Origin of the sequence: Cryobacterium sp. Y57 (genome assembly GCF_002929505.1) — a bacterium.
In the GTDB taxonomy this organism is placed as follows: domain Bacteria; phylum Actinomycetota; class Actinomycetes; order Actinomycetales; family Microbacteriaceae; genus Cryobacterium.
Genome location: NZ_PJJL01000043.1, coordinates 1 through 19583, shown reverse-complemented (window position 1 = coordinate 19583; position 19583 = coordinate 1). Strand labels below are relative to the sequence as shown.

General features: G+C 63.6%; 25 protein-coding genes, 2 tRNA genes and 1 pseudogene. 14 read left to right on the top strand and 14 right to left on the bottom strand.

The window, feature by feature from the left end; all coding sequences use genetic code 11:
* Positions 1-3 precede the first annotated feature (3 nt).
* The 4 genes from CXY72_RS01725 to CXY72_RS01710 are packed head-to-tail and all read left to right on the top strand — an operon-like array spanning position 4 to position 3188.
* Positions 4-1533, top strand: a complete 1530-nt coding sequence (locus CXY72_RS01725) for an ABC transporter ATP-binding protein (RefSeq protein WP_104125999.1) — start codon at positions 4-6, stop codon at positions 1531-1533.
* The gene (locus CXY72_RS01720; RefSeq protein ID WP_104125998.1) at positions 1530-2324 is read left to right on the top strand and encodes an energy-coupling factor transporter transmembrane protein EcfT; all 795 of its coding nucleotides are present in this window, start codon (positions 1530-1532) and stop codon (positions 2322-2324) included. Before CXY72_RS01725 ends, CXY72_RS01720 begins: the two co-directional genes overlap by 4 nt.
* On the top strand, positions 2317-2919 hold the full coding sequence (locus tag CXY72_RS01715; RefSeq protein ID WP_233197600.1) for an AAA family ATPase: 603 nt from the start codon (positions 2317-2319) through the stop codon (positions 2917-2919). Before CXY72_RS01720 ends, CXY72_RS01715 begins: the two co-directional genes overlap by 8 nt.
* Positions 2920-2924: 5 nt before the next feature.
* A complete protein-coding gene (locus CXY72_RS01710) occupies positions 2925-3188 on the top strand; it encodes a hypothetical protein (RefSeq protein ID WP_104125997.1) in 264 nt (87 codons plus the stop codon).
* Here the strand turns inward: CXY72_RS01710 and CXY72_RS01705 are convergent, their stop codons facing one another.
* The 4 genes from CXY72_RS01705 to orn all read right to left on the bottom strand — a co-directional run bounded on the left by CXY72_RS01705 (position 3189) and on the right by orn (position 5723).
* Positions 3189-4484 carry a hypothetical protein gene (locus CXY72_RS01705; RefSeq protein ID WP_104125996.1) on the bottom strand — a complete coding sequence of 432 codons (1296 nt, stop codon included), beginning with the start codon at positions 4482-4484 and terminating at the stop codon, positions 3189-3191.
* A 24-nt stretch (positions 4485-4508) separates the two neighbouring features.
* The gene (locus CXY72_RS01700; protein ID WP_104125995.1) at positions 4509-4859 is read right to left on the bottom strand and encodes a metallopeptidase family protein; all 351 of its coding nucleotides are present in this window, start codon (positions 4857-4859) and stop codon (positions 4509-4511) included.
* Positions 4860-4929: 70 nt separating this feature from the next.
* Positions 4930-5005, bottom strand: a tRNA-His gene (locus CXY72_RS01695).
* Positions 5006-5048: 43 nt separating this feature from the next.
* A complete protein-coding gene (gene orn / locus CXY72_RS01690) occupies positions 5049-5723 on the bottom strand; it encodes an oligoribonuclease (protein ID WP_104125994.1) in 675 nt (224 codons plus the stop codon).
* Between the two features lie 82 nt (positions 5724-5805).
* Here orn and CXY72_RS01685 point away from each other — a divergent pair, with 82 nt between their 5' ends.
* The 7 genes from CXY72_RS01685 to CXY72_RS20495 all read left to right on the top strand — a co-directional run bounded on the left by CXY72_RS01685 (position 5806) and on the right by CXY72_RS20495 (position 12125).
* On the top strand, positions 5806-6066 hold the full coding sequence (locus tag CXY72_RS01685; RefSeq protein WP_104125993.1) for a thioredoxin family protein: 261 nt from the start codon (positions 5806-5808) through the stop codon (positions 6064-6066).
* A 147-nt stretch (positions 6067-6213) separates the two neighbouring features.
* Positions 6214-7725 carry an ABC transporter substrate-binding protein gene (locus CXY72_RS01680; protein ID WP_199183905.1) on the top strand — a complete coding sequence of 504 codons (1512 nt, stop codon included), beginning with the start codon at positions 6214-6216 and terminating at the stop codon, positions 7723-7725.
* Between the two features lie 117 nt (positions 7726-7842).
* On the top strand, positions 7843-8790 hold the full coding sequence (locus CXY72_RS01675; protein WP_104125992.1) for an ABC transporter permease: 948 nt from the start codon (positions 7843-7845) through the stop codon (positions 8788-8790).
* A complete protein-coding gene (locus CXY72_RS01670; RefSeq protein WP_104125991.1) occupies positions 8787-9665 on the top strand; it encodes an ABC transporter permease in 879 nt (292 codons plus the stop codon). Before CXY72_RS01675 ends, CXY72_RS01670 begins: the two co-directional genes overlap by 4 nt.
* A gap of 2 nt (positions 9666-9667) precedes the next feature.
* On the top strand, positions 9668-11464 hold the full coding sequence (locus CXY72_RS01665; protein ID WP_233197599.1) for an ABC transporter ATP-binding protein: 1797 nt from the start codon (positions 9668-9670) through the stop codon (positions 11462-11464).
* Positions 11465-11630: 166 nt separating this feature from the next.
* Positions 11631-11703: transfer RNA gene (locus CXY72_RS01660), tRNA-Arg, on the top strand.
* 146 nt (positions 11704-11849) lie between these two features.
* Positions 11850-12125, top strand: a complete 276-nt coding sequence (locus CXY72_RS20495) for a helix-turn-helix domain-containing protein (RefSeq protein ID WP_370446187.1) — start codon at positions 11850-11852, stop codon at positions 12123-12125.
* Here CXY72_RS20495 and CXY72_RS01655 read toward each other — a convergent pair.
* From CXY72_RS01655 to CXY72_RS01640, 5 genes and pseudogenes are all read right to left on the bottom strand, one after another.
* Positions 12058-12576, bottom strand: coding sequence for a hypothetical protein (locus tag CXY72_RS01655; RefSeq protein WP_104125989.1), 519 nt, complete (start codon positions 12574-12576; stop codon positions 12058-12060). The genes CXY72_RS20495 and CXY72_RS01655 overlap by 68 nt on opposite strands.
* Entirely contained in the window at positions 12540-13409 is an 870-nt protein-coding gene (locus tag CXY72_RS01650; protein ID WP_233197598.1) for an alpha/beta fold hydrolase, read from the bottom strand. Before CXY72_RS01650 ends, CXY72_RS01655 begins: the two co-directional genes overlap by 37 nt.
* The gene (locus tag CXY72_RS19935; RefSeq protein ID WP_233197597.1) at positions 13409-13801 is read right to left on the bottom strand and encodes a hypothetical protein; all 393 of its coding nucleotides are present in this window, start codon (positions 13799-13801) and stop codon (positions 13409-13411) included. The genes CXY72_RS01650 and CXY72_RS19935 overlap by 1 nt, the downstream gene beginning before the upstream one ends.
* A 63-nt stretch (positions 13802-13864) precedes the next feature.
* Positions 13865-14561: pseudogene (locus CXY72_RS01645) on the bottom strand (RNA polymerase sigma factor); the annotation flags it as partial.
* A gap of 62 nt (positions 14562-14623) precedes the next feature.
* Positions 14624-14956 carry a YciI family protein gene (locus CXY72_RS01640; RefSeq protein ID WP_104125988.1) on the bottom strand — a complete coding sequence of 111 codons (333 nt, stop codon included), beginning with the start codon at positions 14954-14956 and terminating at the stop codon, positions 14624-14626.
* Positions 14957-15101: 145 nt separating this feature from the next.
* On the opposite strand from CXY72_RS01640, the gene CXY72_RS19435 reads away from it, so the two are divergent.
* On the top strand, positions 15102-15440 hold the full coding sequence (locus tag CXY72_RS19435) for a YciI family protein (RefSeq protein WP_233197604.1): 339 nt from the start codon (positions 15102-15104) through the stop codon (positions 15438-15440).
* Between the two features lie 28 nt (positions 15441-15468).
* Here CXY72_RS19435 and CXY72_RS01630 read toward each other — a convergent pair whose 3' ends face one another.
* Positions 15469-15699, bottom strand: a complete 231-nt coding sequence (locus tag CXY72_RS01630) for a DUF4913 domain-containing protein (RefSeq protein WP_104125987.1) — start codon at positions 15697-15699, stop codon at positions 15469-15471.
* Positions 15700-16008: 309 nt separating this feature from the next.
* Here CXY72_RS01630 and CXY72_RS19430 point away from each other — a divergent pair, with 309 nt between their 5' ends.
* A complete protein-coding gene (locus CXY72_RS19430; RefSeq protein WP_158252435.1) occupies positions 16009-16158 on the top strand; it encodes a hypothetical protein in 150 nt (49 codons plus the stop codon).
* A gap of 34 nt (positions 16159-16192) precedes the next feature.
* Here CXY72_RS19430 and CXY72_RS01625 read toward each other — a convergent pair whose 3' ends face one another.
* From CXY72_RS01625 to CXY72_RS01615, 3 genes are read right to left on the bottom strand one after another with little or no spacing between them, the layout of a single operon-like run.
* On the bottom strand, positions 16193-16558 hold the full coding sequence (locus CXY72_RS01625; RefSeq protein WP_233197603.1) for an SRPBCC domain-containing protein: 366 nt from the start codon (positions 16556-16558) through the stop codon (positions 16193-16195).
* Positions 16559-16606: 48 nt separating this feature from the next.
* Complete coding sequence (locus CXY72_RS01620) at positions 16607-17254, bottom strand: dihydrofolate reductase family protein (protein ID WP_104125985.1); 648 nt, start codon at positions 17252-17254, stop codon at positions 16607-16609.
* 1 nt (position 17255) lies between these two features.
* Positions 17256-17594 carry a helix-turn-helix transcriptional regulator gene (locus tag CXY72_RS01615; protein ID WP_104125984.1) on the bottom strand — a complete coding sequence of 113 codons (339 nt, stop codon included), beginning with the start codon at positions 17592-17594 and terminating at the stop codon, positions 17256-17258.
* Between the two features lie 352 nt (positions 17595-17946).
* Here CXY72_RS01615 and CXY72_RS01610 point away from each other — a divergent pair, with 352 nt between their 5' ends.
* Positions 17947-18588 (top strand): maleylpyruvate isomerase family mycothiol-dependent enzyme, encoded by a 642-nt coding sequence (locus tag CXY72_RS01610; protein ID WP_158252434.1) that lies wholly within the window; start codon positions 17947-17949, stop codon positions 18586-18588.
* A 322-nt stretch (positions 18589-18910) separates the two neighbouring features.
* On the opposite strand, the gene CXY72_RS01605 is transcribed toward CXY72_RS01610, so the two are convergent.
* The coding region (locus CXY72_RS01605) for an HNH endonuclease signature motif containing protein (RefSeq protein ID WP_146071013.1) at positions 18911-19583 on the bottom strand (673 nt) is incomplete at its 5' end.

Here is a 19583-nt window from a genome sequence, read left to right as displayed (position 1 = left end):
CGGATGTTGGACACCCCGCCGTTCCCTGCCGCTCACGGTGGAGAGATCCGAGCCGTACAGATTCGAGCCCGCGACTGGGGCTGGCGCCACGCCGGGCGCCACGATCAGGCGGTGTCCGGGCTTGACCTGCAGGTCATGCCCGGCGAGCGGGTTTTGCTGCTCGGTGCCAGCGGTGCCGGCAAGAGTACCCTCATGCACGCGCTGGCCGGCGTGCTCGGCGATGCCGAAGACGGCGATGAGACTGGCAGCCTGCTCATCGACGGCCGCCGCGCGGCCGAGGCGCGCGGGCGGGTCGGACTCGTGCTACAGGATCCGGACTCTCAGGTGGTGCTGGCCAGGGTCGGAGATGATGTCGCGTTCGGCTGCGAGAACCTCGCCGTTCCGCGCGCCGAAATCTGGCCGCGGGTGCGGCAGGCTCTCACCGAGGTTGGCCTGGACTTGCCCCTCGACCACCCCACCTCGAGCCTGAGCGGCGGGCAGAAGCAACGCCTGGCTCTGGCAGGCGTGCTCGCTATGCGGCCGGGGCTGTTGCTGCTCGACGAACCGACCGCGAACCTCGACCCCACCGGTGTCCTCGAGGTGCGCGACGCCGTTGTGCGCTCCCTCGATCACTCCGGGGCCACCTTTGTGGTCATCGAGCATCGGGTCGAGGTCTGGCAGGACGTCGTCGACCGCGTCATCGTGCTCGACCCGGCCGGCGGCGTGCTGGCCGACGGTCCCACCCGCGAAATCCTGTCGAGGCAAGGCGAGCGGTTGGCGCAGGCCGGCGTCTGGGTGCCGGCCCTGCCCCCTCGATTTCCGACGCGCTCTCCGATCACCCCGGCGCCGACCCTGCTGCGGGCCGAGGGACTCGCAGTGGGTCGCGTTCCGTTTGGCCGGCGCGCAGCATCCGTTGTCGCCGCTGGCATAACCCTCAACCTGCGGGCCGGCACCGCTACCGTTGTGACTGGCCCCAACGGCGCCGGAAAATCCACCCTCGCCCTCACGCTGGCCGGACTGCTGAAACCGGCCGCGGGAACGCTGCAGGCAAGTGACACCTTGGCGGCCGGTATCGTTTCCGAGCCGCACCGCTGGCGTTCCCAGCAGCTGCTGACCCGCATTGGAACCGTCTTTCAAGACCCGGAACACCAATTCCTGGCTCCGACGGTGCGGGCCGACCTGCAGATCGGCCCGCGCGCCCTCGGGCTCAGCCAAGCCGAACAGACCAGCCGCGTCGACGAACTGATGCACCGGCTACGACTCGATCATCTCGCCGACGCCAACCCGTTCACCCTGTCGGGTGGCGAGAAGAGGCGGATGTCCGTCGCCACCGTTCTCGCGACCCGTCCCCGACTGCTCGTGCTCGATGAGCCGACCTTCGGGCAGGATTCCCGTACCTGGCAGGAACTCGTGATCCTTCTGGCCGAGTTGCTCGATGAGGGCATCGCGCTCGTCGCGGTCACCCACGACGCCCAGTTCATCAACGCTCTCGCTGACGAGGAATACCGGCTTGGTATGCCTGACCCGATCCGGCTCGGAACGGGAGCGCCATGAGCCTGCTGACCCCGACGATCCGCCCAAGCGTCGTCGCCCGACTCAACCCGGTCGCCAAACTCGCAGTTGCACTGATCGTGAGCTGTGCGCTGCTGCTCTCGATCGACTGGGTCTCGGCCGGAGTCGCCCTGCTGCTCGAGGCCGGACTTCTGCTCTGGTGCGGCCTGAGCGCCCGACAATTCTGGCTGCGAACGGCACCGGTCTGGATTGCGGCCCCGATGGCTATGATCACGACGGTGCTCTATGGCGAAGACTCCGGCGCGCTGCTGTGGCAGTTCGGATTCATCTCGGTGACCGAAGGCTCAGCCCAGCTCGGCCTGGCCATCGGACTGCGGGTGCTCGCCATCGGTCTGCCCGGAATCGTGCTGCTCGCCACGACGGATCCGACCGACCTCGCCGATGGCCTCGCCCAGGTGCTGCGGCTGCCCGCGCGGTTTGTGCTCGGCGGTTTGGCTGGTCTGCGACTCGTGGGGATGTTCATCGAAGACTGGCACTCGCTCACGCTTGCCCGTCGGGCCCGCGGGGTCGGCGATGGCGGTGGACCGCGCGGCGCCGCTCGTCGGTTCTTCGGCCCGGCCTTTTCCCTGCTCGTCATCTCGGTGCGTCGGGGCAGTAAACTCGCTACGGCCATGGAGGCGCGCGGATTCGGCAGCGACGAGCCTCGCACCTGGGCACGACCGTCGCGAGTCCGAGCGGCCGACGCGGTCCTGGTCGGCATCGGATTCGCCATTGCCGGTATCGCCACTAGCGTTGCGGTGTGGGCTGAAACCTGGAGCTTCATTCTTGCCTGACACCGAGAGAAGAAAGGCCGCACAAGACGATCTGGTCCTGCTGGCACCGGTACTGCAGGCCGTGGCTGCTGCCGGCCCGAACCCCGTGGTGCTCATCGACGGTCCGAGCGGTGCGGGCAAGAGCACCCTCGCCGACGCACTGAGAAAGCACTGGCCTGGCCCGCACAGCCCGCAACTGGTGCGGATGGACGACATCTATCCCGGCTGGGACGGCCTCGACGCGGCCATCTGCCACCTGCGCCGTTACGTTCTCCAGCCACGGCACCGAGGTCTGCCGGCGGCGTGGCAGCGCTACGACTGGACTGCGAGTCAGGCGGCGGAGTGGAATCCACTCGACGCGGCGCGCCCCGTGATTGTGGAGGGCTGTGGAACTCTCGCGGCCGCGCACGAGTCGCTCAGTCACGTGCGAGTCTGGCTCGCGGCGGACGACGCTCTGCGTAAGCAACGTGCGCTCGATCGTGACGGTGAAGCATTTCGCACGCACTGGGACCAGTGGCAGCAGGAGTGGGCTACCTATCTCAAACAGGAGCGGCCTGAACCTCGCGCGACCGTTCGACTACGGGCGGGCAGCTCGGACCGCAGAGGACTAGATTGATTGCCATGAGCAATACTGACAGTGCCACCCCGCCCCTGTACGTCGCTGAGTTCATCGATGGCCCGCTCGAGGGTCAGATCGATTCCCGGGCCCTTGTGCGCGGCAAACACGAGGCACGCATCAGCATGGTGGCCGCCGTCGCCGGACTGGAATCGGTGTTCTGGTACGACGAGGTCGACCAACGAGACGTGAGCGGGCAACTCCGCGTGCGCTATGCCTTCGACGAAGGTGAAAGCGATCCGGTTGACGCCGAGGTCGATCCGATCTAGCTACTGGTCGAGCAATGCCGAGATCATCACGACCGGATGGAGCAGCCGCCAGCCGACTCCGGGGTCGTTGATGGCCTGATCGAGTTTCAAGGCGGCCGAGAGCTTCTCCCCGGCGACGCTGAGCTGTACCTGGCCGATGTTCGCGCCGGTGCGGGCCGTGGTGAAGTCCTTGAGCGTGACCGTTGCGGCCTCCGGGCTGGCGGCCTGCCAGGCATAGCGCGTGCGTGAGACGCCGACCACGGCCGAGGCGTCATCACCCCATGCGGATTCAAACGTCGCGTAGGCGTCACCGGCGGCCAGCACCGGTAACGGGCCAACTCCAGTGCGCGCGCTCACCATGAGCGCGGTCAGATCCGCAGTGAGTGCATCATAGGAAGGTTCGCCGATGTAGGCACCCGAGAACGTGAAGCTCGAGGCACCGTCACTGATCTCGGCGGTGAACAGAAAACAGACCCCGGCTGCATCCGTGTAGCTGCGTGAAATGCCCGTGATGCCTTCCTCGGGCAGGTACGACGTGGTGTTCTGTACACCACGGCGGTTGGCCAAAGCGGATGCGGGACTCTCCAGCATTGCCGAAACGATCGGGTCGATTGCGGCGAGGCCGGCCAGGCGGGCCAGATCGGTGGCGGTACCGGCGCTGGCGTCGTGCAGCCCGGTCGCATCCACGACGACGGTATCCGTGAGCCCGTTGTTCGCCAGCCAGGCGTTGGCGGCGACCACATAGGCGTCGACCGAGCCGAATGCCCAGCGGGCCAAACTGTCGGCATGATTGTTGCTCGATCCGAGCAGTAAGCCCTGCAACAATTCGAGCTCGGTCCACTGTTCATCAGCGAACACAGTCACTGATCGGGCACCGGCCTTGTCATAGTCGAGATAGCTCTGAAAGTCGGCGGCTGTGAGCGTCACGACCGGGCCGCTCTCGCCTGTCACAATCGGTTTTTCATCAAGAATAACCAGGGCCGTCACGACTTTGGCAATGGATGCCATGGGGAGCGCCTGAGCAGTTCCCGCGACGGCGATGGGCTCGGCAACCGCCGTGCTGGTTGTGGCCGTGCTGGTTGAGGCCGTGCCAGATGCATCGCTGGTCGTGGCAGCGAGTACGGCGATGGCGCTTGCGCCGTTGGCGGACAGAACGGGGGGAGGCGGCGCTGTGGTTGTCGAGGCAGGGATGACGTTGGTGGCGGTGACGCGCGGAAGGGGGCCCAGCAAGGTAGCGGGGCCGTAAATGCCGAGGCCGAGGATGACCACCGTTCCGATCACGATGCCGACGAGACGGCCGGGACGGAAGGAACTCATGACCCAAGGTTAGACCTCTGGAGGCTAGCCCCAGCCGAGCTCGTGCAGCCTGTCGTCATCTATGCCATAGAAATGGGCGATTTCGTGAACCAGAGTGATGTGAATTTCATCGTGCAGGTCGTCCAGGGTGTCGCAGATCGCCAGTAACGGTTCCCGATACAGCACAATGCGATCTGGCATCTCGCCAAAGCCGTACTGACCGCGCTCGGTGAGCGCGACCCCGTCATACAGGCCCAGAACGTTTAGGGTGCCATCTTCGGGACGATCTTCGACCACGAAGATGATGTTATCCAGTCCGTCGACCATGTCGCCCGGCAGCAGATCCAGTTCATCAACCACGAGGCGTTCAAATGCGACCGCGTCGAGTTCTACCATGCGGCTTCGATCATCGCGGCCTGCTTTCACCGACACTGCAACGGTCAGAGACCGATCTGCAGTGTTTCATTGGGGTGAGTAACGGGGATTGAACCCGCGACCTCCTGGACCACAACCAGGCGCTCTGCCAACTGAGCTATACCCACCATGCGTCCCACGTCTACGACGCAGGGCAACTCCGCAATCCTATTACACCTCAGAGGAGAATAAGTGCACAACTTCGGCGGCGTGCGACTTGGCCTCATCGCTGGTCGGGCCGGGGTCGGCCACGAACACCGTCTGGCGGTAGTAGGCGAGCTCGCGAATCGATTCGAGAATGTCGGCGAGGGCGCGGTGACCGCCGTCCTTGGCGGGGGCGTTGAAATACACCCGCGGGTACCAGCGTCTGGCCAGTTCCTTGATCGACGACACGTCGACATTGCGGTAGTGCAGCTGGTTGTCGAGGCGCGGCATGTAGCGGGTGAGGAAGGCGCGGTCGGTACCGATGGAGTTTCCGGCGAGCGGAGCTTTCTGATCGGCCGGGACATACTTCAACACGTATTCGAGAACCTGAAACTCGGCTTCGGCGGCGCTGACACCATTCGGAATTTCGGTGATGAGGCCCGATGAGGTGTGCATAGTACGCACGAAGTCGCCCATGTTCTCGAGGGCCGAGTCGTTGGGCTTGATGATGATGTCGAGGCCCGGACCCTGCACATTGAGGTCGTAGTCGGTGATAACGACGGCGATCTCGACGAGTTCGTCACGATCCAGGTCGAGTCCGGTCATTTCGCAGTCGATCCAAACCAGGCGGTCGGGACTCTTCGACGTCGGGGAAGGCGCGGGGGCGGTCGTCGGTGCTGTTTCCGTCGTGCTATTCGTCATTCTTGCAGTCTACCGGTGGGCTCAGACACGGCCTGTAAACTTACGGCCTACTGATCATTCACGCGCGACCTGCGAGGCCCTGATGGAATTCACACTGTATTCGTCGTCATTCTGCGAGCCGTGCGTGCAAACGCGAGCGGTGCTCGCCGAGGCTCAGCGATTGGTCCCCGGGGCGACCGTGCGCGAAATCGATGTTGCCGGTGAGCCGGAGCAGGCCGAGGCGCTCCTCATTCGCAACACTCCCACAGTCATCATCACCAATGGTGCCGGCACGGAGGTTTTTCGTGCAGGCGGCGTTCCGACCCTGTCGCAGGTTCTCGTAGCAGCGGCCAAGGCGCTCTGACCGGGGTCTGTCACGGGTTCTCCTTGCATGTCGATCAGCGCGCTGCGAGCGCCACGCCGCAGACCTGTACGCGCAGATCTGTACCGTCTTTTCCGCAGCATTTCTGGTCGGTCTTCGTCGGACCAGCCGAACCATTGGGGCACGTACATGAGGTCACCCATCCGGCGCAACATGTTCGTCAGCATTGCGACGGTCATGGCCGCGTCTATGGCCCTGGTCGGTTGTTCCACCGGCTCGGGCACGACCGACGCGGAAGGTGGCACCGCGTTGACTGTGGGCCTGCTGGCCACGCCCGGAAACCTCGACTACACCACGACCGCCGGTGCGGCCATTCCGCAGGCCCTTCTCTATAACGTCTACGAGGGGCTGGTGAAACTCGACAACGACGGCACCATCATTCCCCTACTCGCCAAATCCTGGACCGTCAGCGACGACGGACTGGTCTACGACTTTCTGCTGCGCGATGGAGTGACCTTCTCCGACGGTTCGCCATTCACTGCCGAGAGCGTCAAATTCAGCCTTGAACGCGTCAAGGACAACTGGACCGCCAACGGGCCCACCTACCTTGATCCGATCGCGAGTATTGAAGCCGTCAGCGATACCGAGGCGCGCATCACCCTGTCAAAATCGAGCAACAGCTGGCTCTTCAACATGAGCGGTCCGGTCGGCACGATGTTCACCGAATCCGGTATCGCTGACCTCGCCACCGCTCCGATTGGTACAGGTCCGTACACGGTCAGCTCGTTTAAAACCGGTGACAGCCTCGTACTCGCCGCCAACGCCGACTATTGGGGCGAGGCGCCCTATATGAGCGACGTCATCCTGCGTTACTTCACGGATGCGACGGCGCAGACCAATGCGTTGCTCAGCGGTGATATCAACCTCATTTCAGGCATCTCGCAGTTTCAGCTCGTCGATCAGTTCAAGGCCAATTCCGACTTCCAAGTGCTTGAGGGCGCCAGTACCGGCGAGGTCACGCTGTCGATGAACAATGCCAGCGATGCGTTCAGCGACGTTCGGGTTCGACAGGCGGTCATGTACGCCATCGACCGCCAAGCCATCATGGACACGGCGAACAGCGGTTACGGCCTGCTGATCGGATCCATGGTGCCACCGACCGACCCCTGGTATGACGAGAGCCTGGCCGATCTCTACCCGTACGACCCCGACACGGCCATCGAACTTCTCGACGAGGCCGGGGTACGCGACCTGACCGTTGACTTCAAAATTCCCAATCTTCCGTACGCCGTGGCCGGCGCCCAGGTGGTGAAAGACCAGCTCGCCAAGGTGGGCATCACCGCCGACGTGACGACGCTTGAATTTCCCGCCATCTGGCTGGACGAGGTCTTCTCCGGCCACGACTACGATATGTCGCTCATCATGCACAGCGAACCGCGCGACGTGAGCGTCTTCGCCGCCGCCACCTATTACGCGGGCTACGACTCGCCCGCAGTGAGGGCCAAATTCGTTGAAGCGGATGCCGCCGACCCGGCCAGGTACACCGAACTGATGAAGGAAGCCACGACAAAAATGGCCGAGGAAGCCGCCGCCGATTGGCTCTACCTGCAACCGGCCATCTCCATCGCAGACGCCGATCTGCTCGGTGTGCCCAGGAACACACCGAGCCTCGCGTTGGACCTGTCGACCATCGCACGATAGGGCGGGAGCAGGCCGAACGCGTACGGTTGTCGATTGAGCGATTGCGCGGCGCTCGTTTAGTGTCGTGCCAACCGCGAATCGGTCAGAGGCGTGAATCAGTCAGAGGAAAGTGTCGCTATGGTCCTTGTGGTTCTGCGGCGCATTCTGGTGTTCGCCACCACCGTCGTCGTGGCGTCGATCGCAACGTTCCTGATGCTGTCGATTCTGCCCGGCAATGCCGCCCGCATCGCCCTGGGTGTGCAGGCAACCGAAGCGGATGTCGCAGCGCAGGCCACGGCCATGGGGCTCGACCACCCCGCGGTTGTACGCTACCTGGACTGGTTCGGGCACGTGCTCATCGGCGACTTCGGTGACTCTGCGGTGTCGCGTCAGCCGATCGGCCCCGAAATAACGGATGCCCTTGGCATCACAGTGATCCTCGTGCTCACCAGCGTGGTGCTGGCACTGCTCTTCGCGGTTCCGTTCGGAATCATCACTGCGGTGCGGCAGCGCAGACTCGACGGCGCCATTTTGTCGGGCATCAGCCAGATCGGCGTTGCCGTGCCCGGTTTTCTGGCCGGGATGCTGCTCGTCACAGTGTTCGCAGTGACGCTGCGCTGGCTGCCAGCGGGTGGCTGGGTCGACCCGGGCGATGACTTCGGCGAATTCCTGGAACACCTGATTTTGCCGGCGATCGCCCTCGGCAGTGTGCAGGGCGCCGTACTCAGCCGCTACGTACGCTCCTCGGTTTTGGAAGTGAGCCGGGAAGACTTCATTCGAACCGCCAGGGCCAAGGGCCTTGGCACGGGGCGGGCCCTGCTCCGGCACGGGCTGCGTAACGCGGCCGTGGCGGTGATGACCGTGCTCGGCCTGCAGATCGCCACTCTTCTGGTCGGCGCGGTCGTGATCGAGCGGGTCTTCAGCATTCCCGGCCTCGGAAGCCTGCTGCTCGACAAGGTCGCTCTTCGCGACTTGCCCGCCGTGCAGGGAATCGTGCTCGTGCTGGTCGTCTTCGTGCTGGTGCTGAACTTTCTCGTTGATCTCCTCTTCACGGTGATCGATCCCCGACTGCGGAGGGCTGCATGACCACCATCGATCCCCAGGTCGCCGCCCCCACCGAGCCACGCGCCGCGCCGCGCCACAGGAATGGCGGCGGCGCCACGCTCTGGGCCGGCTGCGTGCTCATTGGACTCGTCGTGCTGGCGGCCGTCTTGTCGGCATTCTGGACCCCGTTCGACCCGGAGGGGGTCTTCCCGGATTCGATCCTGCGCCCACCGGATGCTGCGCATCTGCTGGGCACTGACAGCTTCGGGCGTGATGTGTTCAGTTCCATCCTGCGTGGCGCCCAGATCTCACTGCTCGTAGGCACGGTCGCGGTCGGGATCGCCGCGGTGCTCGGCGTACCCTTCGGTATCGTCGCCGGCATGAATCCGGGCCGGCTCGACCAGTTCATGATGCGTGGCAATGACATTGCCCTCGCCTTTCCCGCCCTGCTGCTGGCGATCATTTTCGGCGCCATTTTCGGAGCCGGCACCGTCAGCGCGATGGTCGCGCTCGGTATCGGCACGGCACCCGCGTTCGCCCTCATCGCCCGCAGCGGAACCATGATGATCATGAGCCGCGAGTACGTGCAGGCGGCCCGCGCCGCCGGCAAGAGCGGACTCTTCATCGGGGTGCGACACGTACTGCCCAATATCAGCGGCATGCTCATCGTGCAGGCGTCAGTCTCCTTCGGCATCGCGGTTCTGGCCGAGGCCGCACTTTCCTATTTGGGGCTCGGCACGCCGCCACCCACACCGTCCTGGGGCCGCATGCTGCAGGATGCCCAGGGGTACCTGTTCATCGAGCCGCTGCTCATCGTCTGGCCGGGGATCGCCATCGCCATCGCTGTGCTCGGGTTCAACCTGCTCGGTGACGGCCTCCGCGATCGTTTCGACCCCAGAATGCAGGTGCAACGATGACCATGAGCGCACCGACACCCACCCTCAGCGTGCGAGACCTGCGGGTTTGTTCGCCCTTCACCGAGCTGCTGCACGGCATCAGTTTCGACATCGCGGCCGGTGAACGCGTCGGTCTGATCGGAGAGTCAGGGTCGGGAAAATCGCTCACCGCGACAAGCGTCATGGGACTACTTCCGGAAACCCTGACCGCCACTGGCACTGTGCACCTGAACGGGGTCGCCGACGACCTGCTCACCGCACCCGAACGCCGCCTGAACCAGTTGCGTGGCAACAGCATGGCTATGGTGTTTCAGGAACCGATGACCGCCCTGAACCCGCTGATGCGGGTCGGAGCGCAGGTCGCCGAGATCATGACGGCGCACCATACCGAAAACGGTCGGCGCCAGGCCCGGCAACGCGCCGTCGAACTTCTGGCCCTCGTTAAATTATCGAACCCCGCCGAGACTGCCCTCGCCCTTCCACACCAACTCTCCGGAGGACAGCGTCAACGGGTCATGCTGGCCATGGCCATGGCCAACGACCCCGAGCTACTGCTCTGCGACGAACCGACCACGGCGCTCGATGTGACCGTGCAGGCCGAGGTGCTGAAGCTCATCGGCAACCTCGTCGCCGACCGTGGTACCGCTTTACTGCTGATCACCCACGACATCGCGGTGGTCGCCGAGGTATGCCAGCGGGTTCTCGTGATGTACCAGGGCGAGATCGTCGAGGACGGGCCGGTCGGGCGCGTGCTGACCGCGCCGCAGCATCCGTACACGCAAAAACTGATCGCGGCCTCGGATCTCTCCTCAGTCGACGACCGGGGCCGGCTGCACACCATGCCCGTCATCGGCATCCCGCGTGTGGCAGATTCCCGGCTCAGCCGTGTGCACACGGAGGTCGCAGCCGTGCCGATCCTGCCGCCCCACCGCGCCGCACACCAGCGTCTCGAAATGGGCGGCCCTCCGGTCATCTTCAACGAGGTGGCTGGGGCGCCTACCGTTTCGGTACGTGACCTCAGTCGGCAGTATCGGCGACGCGGCGGCGGCCTGTTCGCCCCGGCGCCGATCGTGCACGGTTTGCGTGACGTGTCCTTCGATATCGCCGAGGGGCAACGGTTTGGCATCGTGGGGGAATCCGGTTCCGGTAAATCCACTCTCATGCGCATTCTCTGCGCCCTCGACCAGCCGACATCCGGCACGGTCGACGTGCTCGGCCAGCCGATTGGGGGAGCGTCCGAACGACGACTGCGCGACTTTCGCAGCCGGGTGCAGATCGTGTTCCAAGACCCGATGGGGTCGCTGGATCCGCGCATGCGCGTGCGCGACATCGTCGCCGAACCACTGCGCCACGTTGGTCGGGCCGAGGCGCTGGCCCGGGTGGAAGCGCAACTGGCGGCGGTCGGGCTCGACGCCGACGTGATGCACCGGTATCCGCACCAATTCTCCGGTGGTCAGCGGCAACGCATTTCCATTGCGCGGGCGCTCATCACCAGGCCGCGGGTTCTGGTGGCAGACGAGGCGGTCAGTGCGTTGGATGTGTCGGTGCGTGCCCAGGTCTTGAACCTGCTCGCCGACCTGGTCGACGAATACCAGCTCACCCTCGTGTTCGTCTCGCACGACCTCGCGGTCATTCGTCATGTCTGTGACACCGTGGCCGTCATCTCCGACGGACGCATCGTCGAATGCGGGCCGACCGCCGACGTCTACGACAGCCCGCTGCACCCGTATACGCAGCAACTGGTCAGCGCGACGCCGTCGATGGACGCGTTGGCCCGCCGCAGTGACACGTCATCTTCGTCGGCGTCACGTGCCCCGTAAAGTAGCCATAACCGAGACCGCACCCATCGAATCGTTGCCGGCCACCGAACTCATGGCGTGTCCCGGATTTTCGACCCGGAAGGCCGGTGCCGTTCCGCGCTGACACCCAAGCTGCAAGCGGTGGTGACCGGATCGCAGCCGGCGGCCTGTAACCTTGAATAGTCCCGCCCCCGTAGCTCAGTGGATAGAGCACCGGCCTTCTAATCCGATTGTCGTAGGTTCGATTCCTACCGGGGGCACCGAAAACATAGTCTGACCAGGGTTTCTTGTCCTCACTGAAGGGGCAGGACTGGATTCACTCAACGGTAAACCGAAGGCGAATTCAACCGGTCGTCGCAACATTCCCATTTGTGAGGTGTTGTCCGTGTGGTCGAAGTATGAGTTGATGAAGAAACAGGCGCGGTTCTGGGTGAAGATGGCCCAAGGCTCGACTCTGACTGCAGCGTGTGATGCTGTGGGGGTGAATCGACGAACTGGACGGCGCTGGCGTCAAGCAACGGGTGGGCGGATCCCTCTTCCCGAGGCAGAGCGGTCGGGGCGGTTCTTGTCCTTGGAGGAGCGACTACGTCCCGCGGCAGACGGCTCTTCGGGACTCAAAACGAAATCCAATAGACACCGAGCGAACCCACAGCGAAGCGGGCGACTAGGAGCAAGACGATGACCGCTATTGCGATGGTCAGCCAGAGCCACCATCGGCGGCCGGTATTCGCGATGGCCAACGCGATGAGGATGGGAACGGAGAGATACATCACGGACACGACCAGTAGGGGAGCGGCGAATCCAAGGGAAGATATGCCACTTACTGAGGCGATGACGGCCACCGCAGGGATCAAGGAAATGGCTGTGGTGATGGTTCCAATTACTCCGACCGCCCAAGCGAGCACGAATTGGATAGTGAGTGTGAGTCGCGGTTTCTCGGCTATCACTTCGTTGTTACCTTTCGCATGCCGGTTGTTGGTTCGAGTAAGGATGCACAGAATGACGGGGTCAGCGTCGACTTGCCCGAGGATGCCGGCGTCGTTGACGATGCCGTAACTTCCGGCACCGGTCTTATCCGCGAGCTCGTATGTGTCGGTCAGTCCCGCGCGTGTACGGGTGGCGCAAGGGGGCACGTCAGTGCATTTCGGCCCGTTGCCGCAACCAGTCCGTGGCCAAAGGGCTTGCGTTCAGAATTGAGACATGGCCGTCTCGTGGCCGGGTCCAGAGTTCGGCGTTGGGGAGGTGCTCGAGGAGCCACTGGGAGTGGGAGGGGGGGGACGATGCGGTCATCGCCACCGTGTGCGAGGAGTACGGGTATCCGGACGCCTGACAGATCTACGCCCCATGGTTTCACGAAGGCAAGGTCGTCAGCGATCAGCCCCTCGGGGCCAGCTGCAGTCGCAGCCCCTGCGTCTGCGTTGAGTGATGTCCACTCCGATTTCAGCGCGGCGTAGTCTCGCGAATTGAAATTGTCTTCATCGAAGTTGGAAGTTCGTTCGAAGATTACGCGGGCATCCTTTCCGTGTTGCGCCGCAAGCAGGGACAGCCCGCCGCCTGCCATTCCGGCGAACCAGTTGAAGTCTGTCGTGAAGGGCGCGAGACTCGCGAACGTTGCTGCAGCCCACACCCGGTCACCCAGAGTCGCTGCGCAGGCGAGGGCGTGTGGCCCGCCCCCGGAAGCGCCCATGACCGCGATCTGGTCGATGCCCATCGTATTGATGAGCTGCTCGACGTCGGCTGCGGCGTTTGAGACGGTGCGACCGGGTTGAGCTGACGAGTCTCCGTAGCTAGGTCGTGCGTATGAGATCCAGCGGATACCGCGCAGCGCCGCGGCTCGCAGGTGCGGTTCGAGGGCTGCTCCGGTTTGTGGCGAGCCGTGGTGCCAGACGACGGTTAGGGGAGCGTGAACTCCGTTGGTGCTGTCGTGAACGTGCAGTGTTCGCCCGTCGGTCAGGGTGATGTGCATCAGCATCTCGTTTCTGCCAGGCGTTTGCCCAGGTAGCGTTTCTCGGCCTCTGATGGGGCCAGTTGAAGTGCTTTCTCGTATTCGGTTGCGGCTTCGGTCCCTCGACCCATCCTGCGCAGCAGGTCGGCGCGTGTCGCCGGGAGTAGGTAGTAGTCCTCCATATTGCGAGAGGTTACGAGCGCATCGATAAGGCGGAGGCCGGCTTCTGGTCCTTGGGACATGGCTACTGCGACCGCGCGATTGAGTTCCACGACCGGTGAGGGATCGATGAAGGCGAGAGCGTCGTACAGTTCAGCGATGCGCGCGAAGTTAGTGCTTGCAGCATCCGAAGCCTCGAGGTGGCAGGCGGCAATGCGGGCCTGCAGTTCATACCTACCTGCTCGCGGTACCAACGATTGGAGGATGGTGAGGGCCTCGGTGATGGCATCCCGGTCCCACAGCGATCTGTCCTGCTCTTCGAGGGTGACGACATCTCCGACAGCGTCGGTGCGAGCGGCAGTACGCGCGATGCAGCAACATCAGGGCAAGGAGCGCGCGAACTTCACCGTCGTCGGGCATCAGCTCAACGAGCAGCCGGGTGAGCCGGATTGCTTCACGAAGAAGAGAAACTCGGATGAGATCCCCCCCGCCAGCAGCGGAGTACCCCTCGGTGAACAACAAGTACAGCACCGCCAGCACACCGTCTCGCCGTTCCGGCATGAGGTCGGGCGGTGGCACACGGTAAGGGATACCGGCGTGCCTGATCTTTGCCCTGGCACGCACGAGTCTTTTATCCATCGCCGGTTCGGTCACGAGAAAGGCACGCGCGATCTGCGCGGGAGTGAGGCCCGCTACCGTTTGCAGCGTCAGGGCAACGCGGGCATCGATTGGAAGTGCGGGGTAGCAGCAGGTGAAAATGAGGCGGAGACGATCGTCGATATCTGCATTACTGTCCGGATCGGGCTCGAGCGGTTCGTCTGCTTCGACGGCAACCCGCCGAAGCGCGCGGTCTTCGGCGCCAGCATGCCGAAGCAGGTCGATCGCCCGCCTCTTGGCCACCGTGGTCAGCCACGCGCCAGGATTGTCCGGAATGCCACTTTTGCGCCAGTCAGAAAGCGCCCTCACAAACGCATCCTGTGCACAATCCTCGGCAAGAGCGAAGTCGCCGGTCATCCGAATCACAGTGGAGATGATGCGCGCAGTTTCCTCGGCAGAGGCACGAACGATAGCATCCGCTACTCGATCGGCCACATCGGCCTAATCTCGATCTGACCGAACTGGGCCATTGGATGCTTCGCCGCGATCTCAATCGCCGCGTCGAGGTCGCCGCACTCGATCACGTCGTATCCAGCGATCCACTCCGTCGTTTCAGCGAACGGCCCAGCAGTGACGCTGAGCCGTCCGCCACGCAGTTTTACCGTGGTTGCATCGTTCGCCGGGCGCAGACGGTCGCCGTGGCGTCTGGTGCCCCCATCAGTGGTTTCGGCTACCCATTCTTCGATGGTGTGGACAGGTGGTTCGGTCGTCGGCGCCGTCGAGTCTGTGCAGATGAAGAGCATGTATTCCATAAGTTGGTCCTTTGCTTGTCGTTGTGGGAATTCGACGTACGGGATGAGCACCTCAGGACAGCGCGTCAAAACGCGGTGTCCTCATAGTCTTTCGCTATACGTCGTAGTAAGAAATACATCACTGAAGGAGTTCCTCTTGAAGTACATGATTTTGATCCACACGAGCGCAGCCAGCGACTTTGCGATCCAAAGCGAGGCCCTCGCTGAGTTCGAAGCCGCCCACGACGCCGTTATCGGCGAGCTCTCCACCACGGGCGAGTTGATCGACACGCACGAGCTGGCAGTCCTCGGCGCGAAAGTGGTTCGCACTAACGGCGGTCGTTCTGTAACTAATGGACCATTCGCGGAAACCACCGAATGGGTGGGCGGGTACTACATCGTCGACGTCGCAAGCGAAGATCGCGCGATCGAGATTGCTGCACGTTTCGTTGAAGCCCGCTACGCGGCGGTCGAAGTGCGCGCCTTCGCTTTGCCGCCGCTGTAGCGACTTAACATCGATCAGGAGGAAGTCATCAAATCAGCCGGCCAGCGTGCGGACGTTGGCGAACATGCCGGCGGAGGTGATGGGTGGGCGGGAGCGGGTCACCGGCGCTCTTCCGGTTCCGGGAGGTCTCGAACGGTCCTTCCGGGGACATGAGCATCCGCATGTGGTGGTCTGCGTGGTCGCGCCAGCACACGCTCATGCCGAAGGTTGGTTTTAGACGTAGTGCTTCCCGCGCCTGCGAGAACGCGACATCCGAGATTGCAGGACTCCACGAAAGTGGGAACGGCCGGGAGGGTCAGCAGGCGGTCATCGCCTGTGGAGAGACCCTCTGGTTTCTCGTCTGGAAGTGGGAAGTCTCCGTGTTTGCTTCAAAAGCAATCAAACAAGAGCTTTCATCAGGTCCCACGCGCGCTGTATCGGTCCTTGCGATCGGGGACAGCTCGTTAGGTCGTCGAATGAAATGTCATAAGAAACCTTGTCGATGAAACCAAGAGTGATGGGCGCGGAACCCGGGAGGCACGGAGAGCGCCGGCATGATGCCTCAGACAGTGCGTGTTCGCCACGGCTCGTGATCGTGCGTGAACCAGACCAGCTCGGGGCCGAGCGCGCATACCCGCAGCTGGCTTTCAGTGTGCGGCTCGTCAAGCTCCCGACGCTGGATGTAGATCGGTTTACAGGCGAAAAGGTGGTTGCCGCCGCGGTGGTGGTTGATTTGTGAGTCCCTAGAACCTCTAGTGACTCCTCCGTTTTGGTCAAGCGCCGACGGCTTTCCAAGGGGATCGTGTGCGCAGCCGGAACGCCGGGGCTGCGTGCGGGAGGTGGAGCGGCTTGAACTCCAACGACGCCACCGACGTCGACATGTGGACCCCGTCGAGCCACATGTCGTAGGTCGTGACGATGCGGACGTGCACGACGATGTCGGTGTACGTGGCCTCGTACCGCGAGACCGGACCGTCGTGAAATGTCCCCTCATCGACGTCGCGCCCGCCGACGCGAAAGTCGAACGCCCACTCACCGGGCTCAATGGTGTCGCCGGCGCCGTACCAGCCCCGCTTCTGGTCTTCTTCGGCGAACGCGTCCCAGACGCGCTCGAGAGGAACGGCGTAGTCGCGGGTCAGGGTGAACCCGGCGCGGGTGAGCCGGCGGTCGATCGTCGTGAGTACGTCCTATCGTGCGAAGTTAACGTGGATCGTGCCACTCTCGGCCACTTCCGTTGTTACCTTGTGGGTGAGGTCGAGGCTGGGTAGGTCGTCCCACAGTCGAGTGCCCCGGCCGAGGAGGATCGGGGTGACCATGAGATGCAAGTGATCGACCAGGCCGGCGCGCAGGAAGTCGCGCGCGGTGCCGACTCCACCACCGACGCGCACGTCCAGGCCGCCGGCAGCCTCGGTCGCCTCCGCGAGCACGTCCTCGATTGCGGCGTTGCGGAAGTGGAACGTTGTTCCGCCCTCCATCGGGATCGACGGACGCGGTGCGGTGTGGGTAAGGACGTAGACCGGGGTGCCGAACGGCGGCTGGCCACCCCACCAGCCCTTCCAGTCCGGATCGTCGGGAAACGAGTGCAGGCCGAACATGGTCGCGCCCATGATCTCGGCGCCGACGCCCTCGAAGAAAGCGGCGGCGTAGGAGTCGTCGATGCCGGTCGTGCCGTTGCCGCTGGTGTCGTCGAAGACGCGCTCCTGGAAAGTGCGGGTCGCGGCGTAGGCCGCAGTGAGGCGCCCCCAGTCCTCACCCATCGGATTTTCGGGGGCGTAATCGGTCATCGAGGTATAGCCGTCCAGCGAGAGGAATAGGTCGATGCGAACGCGGGTCACGTCAGGTTTCCTTCGGGGTGGTACGGGTCATGTGGATGCCGAGTCGGTCAGCTTGGTGTTCGGCGGGGGTTCGTTGCTCGCCGAGCCACAGGTGTAGGACGTCGAGGGCGCCCGGTCGCAGGCTCACGGTGCGGACGCGCCTATGCGTCTGTGACGTGACCAGTCCCGCGTTCTCGAGGACGCACAGGTGCTGCATGAGCGACGGCAACGCCATCGAGAACGGTGCCGCGAGTTCGGACACGACTGCTGGGGTCTTCGCCAACCGTTCCACGACGGCCCGGCGCGTCGGATCCGCGAGAGCGCGGAGCACGGCATCGAGCTCATCGTGATACTTGGGCACATTCCGAATTATTCTTGAAGGGCAGGGATTCGTCAACCGGCTCACGCCAGGAACGTGTCTCGCGTTTGAAGCTTTTCCGGAATTGATCGCTTAGCACCAGTGTCATTTTCCGTACTCGCCGGCTTAAATCATCCACACCGACGTCGACCCTTGCTGCCGTCCTGTATGGGGAACGTTGAATGGGACTTTCAGGGAGTCACTGGGCGGAACACCCGCACGTGTCCAAAAGAGTTTGCTGGTCGCCGCGACAAAATCGAATAGTTGCAATCGGTAGTCTTATTGCGGCAAATGCTTGCAAGGCCCCCGACAGGTGACCTTTTTCATGACCACCCGTTTCGGAGGCCAATTAGCCGTGACAACGACAGACGTAGAGGCGCTGTACGCCGCTGAGCGCGACCGATTCGCGGAGGATCTCGCCGGTCTCGATGACGCATCCTGGCAGACGCCGACCCTGTGCCGAGGGTGGACAGTGCGCGACTTGTGTGCGCACCTGCTCATGCCCTACGAGCTAGGGTTTGGCAGCTTCATTGTCGGTCTCACGCAAGCGCGCTTCAACTTCGACAAGTTCGCTTATGGCTGGGCCAGAACTGACCGACGAACTGGCGCCGAGCTGACGCGCTTGATCGCGAAGACCAGTGTTGCCGGCTTCGCGGTCCCCGGCGCGGGAGTACTCGCCCCACTGGCACACCTGGCCATTCACTCCGGAGACATTCGTCGGCCGCTCAGCCTTGCTGGTCGGATTTCCCCTGAAGCGGGCTGGATGGTGCTCAATGAGCTGACGAGTGGCAGGCACTCGGTCGGTGACGACCTCCTTCGTGGACTGCGCTTCCAAGCCACCGATGCCGACTGGTCGCTGGGTGCAGGACCCGAAGTCAGTGGCGATGTCGCTACTCTCCTCAGCGCACTCAACCGCCGTCGTGCGGCCGCGGCTGACTTGAGGGGCGTCGGTGCAGACGAGTTCCGGTCCCGCTTGAGAAGGGTGAGTGGGCACTGACGCGCGTCGAGCGAATCGGAATCCTGCACAAATGTTTGTTCGCGAAATTAGCTGGCGCCTGGCTTGTGTCGAGTCCGGCCGAGAGTGGCGCTATGAGATGTGCTCGACCGAGATCGGACGAGTTCAGTCTAGGTTTCGCAATGAGAGTCGCTCGGCCAAGAAAGGTCCGCCGCAATTCGATTGTCGTAGGTTCGATTCCTACCGGGGGCACCGAAAGTAGGCGACTGTAACGCGCTAGGCCGAGTGGGCGTCCCACAGTTTGGCTCCGCATCAATGCTGGTCACAGCCACAGCACAACAGATGCTTGCCACATTCGACTGCCTTAGGTGCGCCAGGGTGGTTCGGGGCTGGGGGTGTTGGCGCGATGGCTTGGGGTGGGGCGCCAGGTTTGGGTGGGGTCCCACAAGACCGGCCCGCGTATGTGGGGTTTGCCGTTGATCATGCGGATGTTCCATCCGTTGGTGGTGATGGTGTGGTGGTGGAACCAGCAGAGGAGGACGCCGTTGTCGATGTTGGTGGGGCCGTGTTTGTGCCAGGGGATGACGTGGTGGATTTCGCTCCAGCGGGCGGGGATGGTGCAGCCGGGGATGATGCAGCCTTCGTCGCGGGCGGCGATTGCGGTGCGTTGTGTGGTGGTGAAGCAGCGGACGGTGTCGCCGAGGTAGAGGATGGTGCCGGTGGTGCCGAAGATGATGTGTTGGGCGCCGCCGGCGCAGAGGGCTTCTGTTACCCGGCGAAGCGAGATGGGGGCGTCGACGCCGTCGATCCAGCCGACGCCGCGTTCGTTGTGAAGGTCGGTGGCGTTGATGTGGATCATGGCGGTGGGGGCGGCGCCGCCCATGGTCGGGGTTTTCGGATCGCGCGCGGCCGCTTCGAAGACACAGCGGAGGATGTCGGCGCGTTTCTCTCCGGCAGTGCGGGCGTCGCCGTCGTAGCGGGCGTCGCCGCTGAACGGGTCGGCGCTGAACCGCTCACCGTCCGGGTTGGCAGGGTCT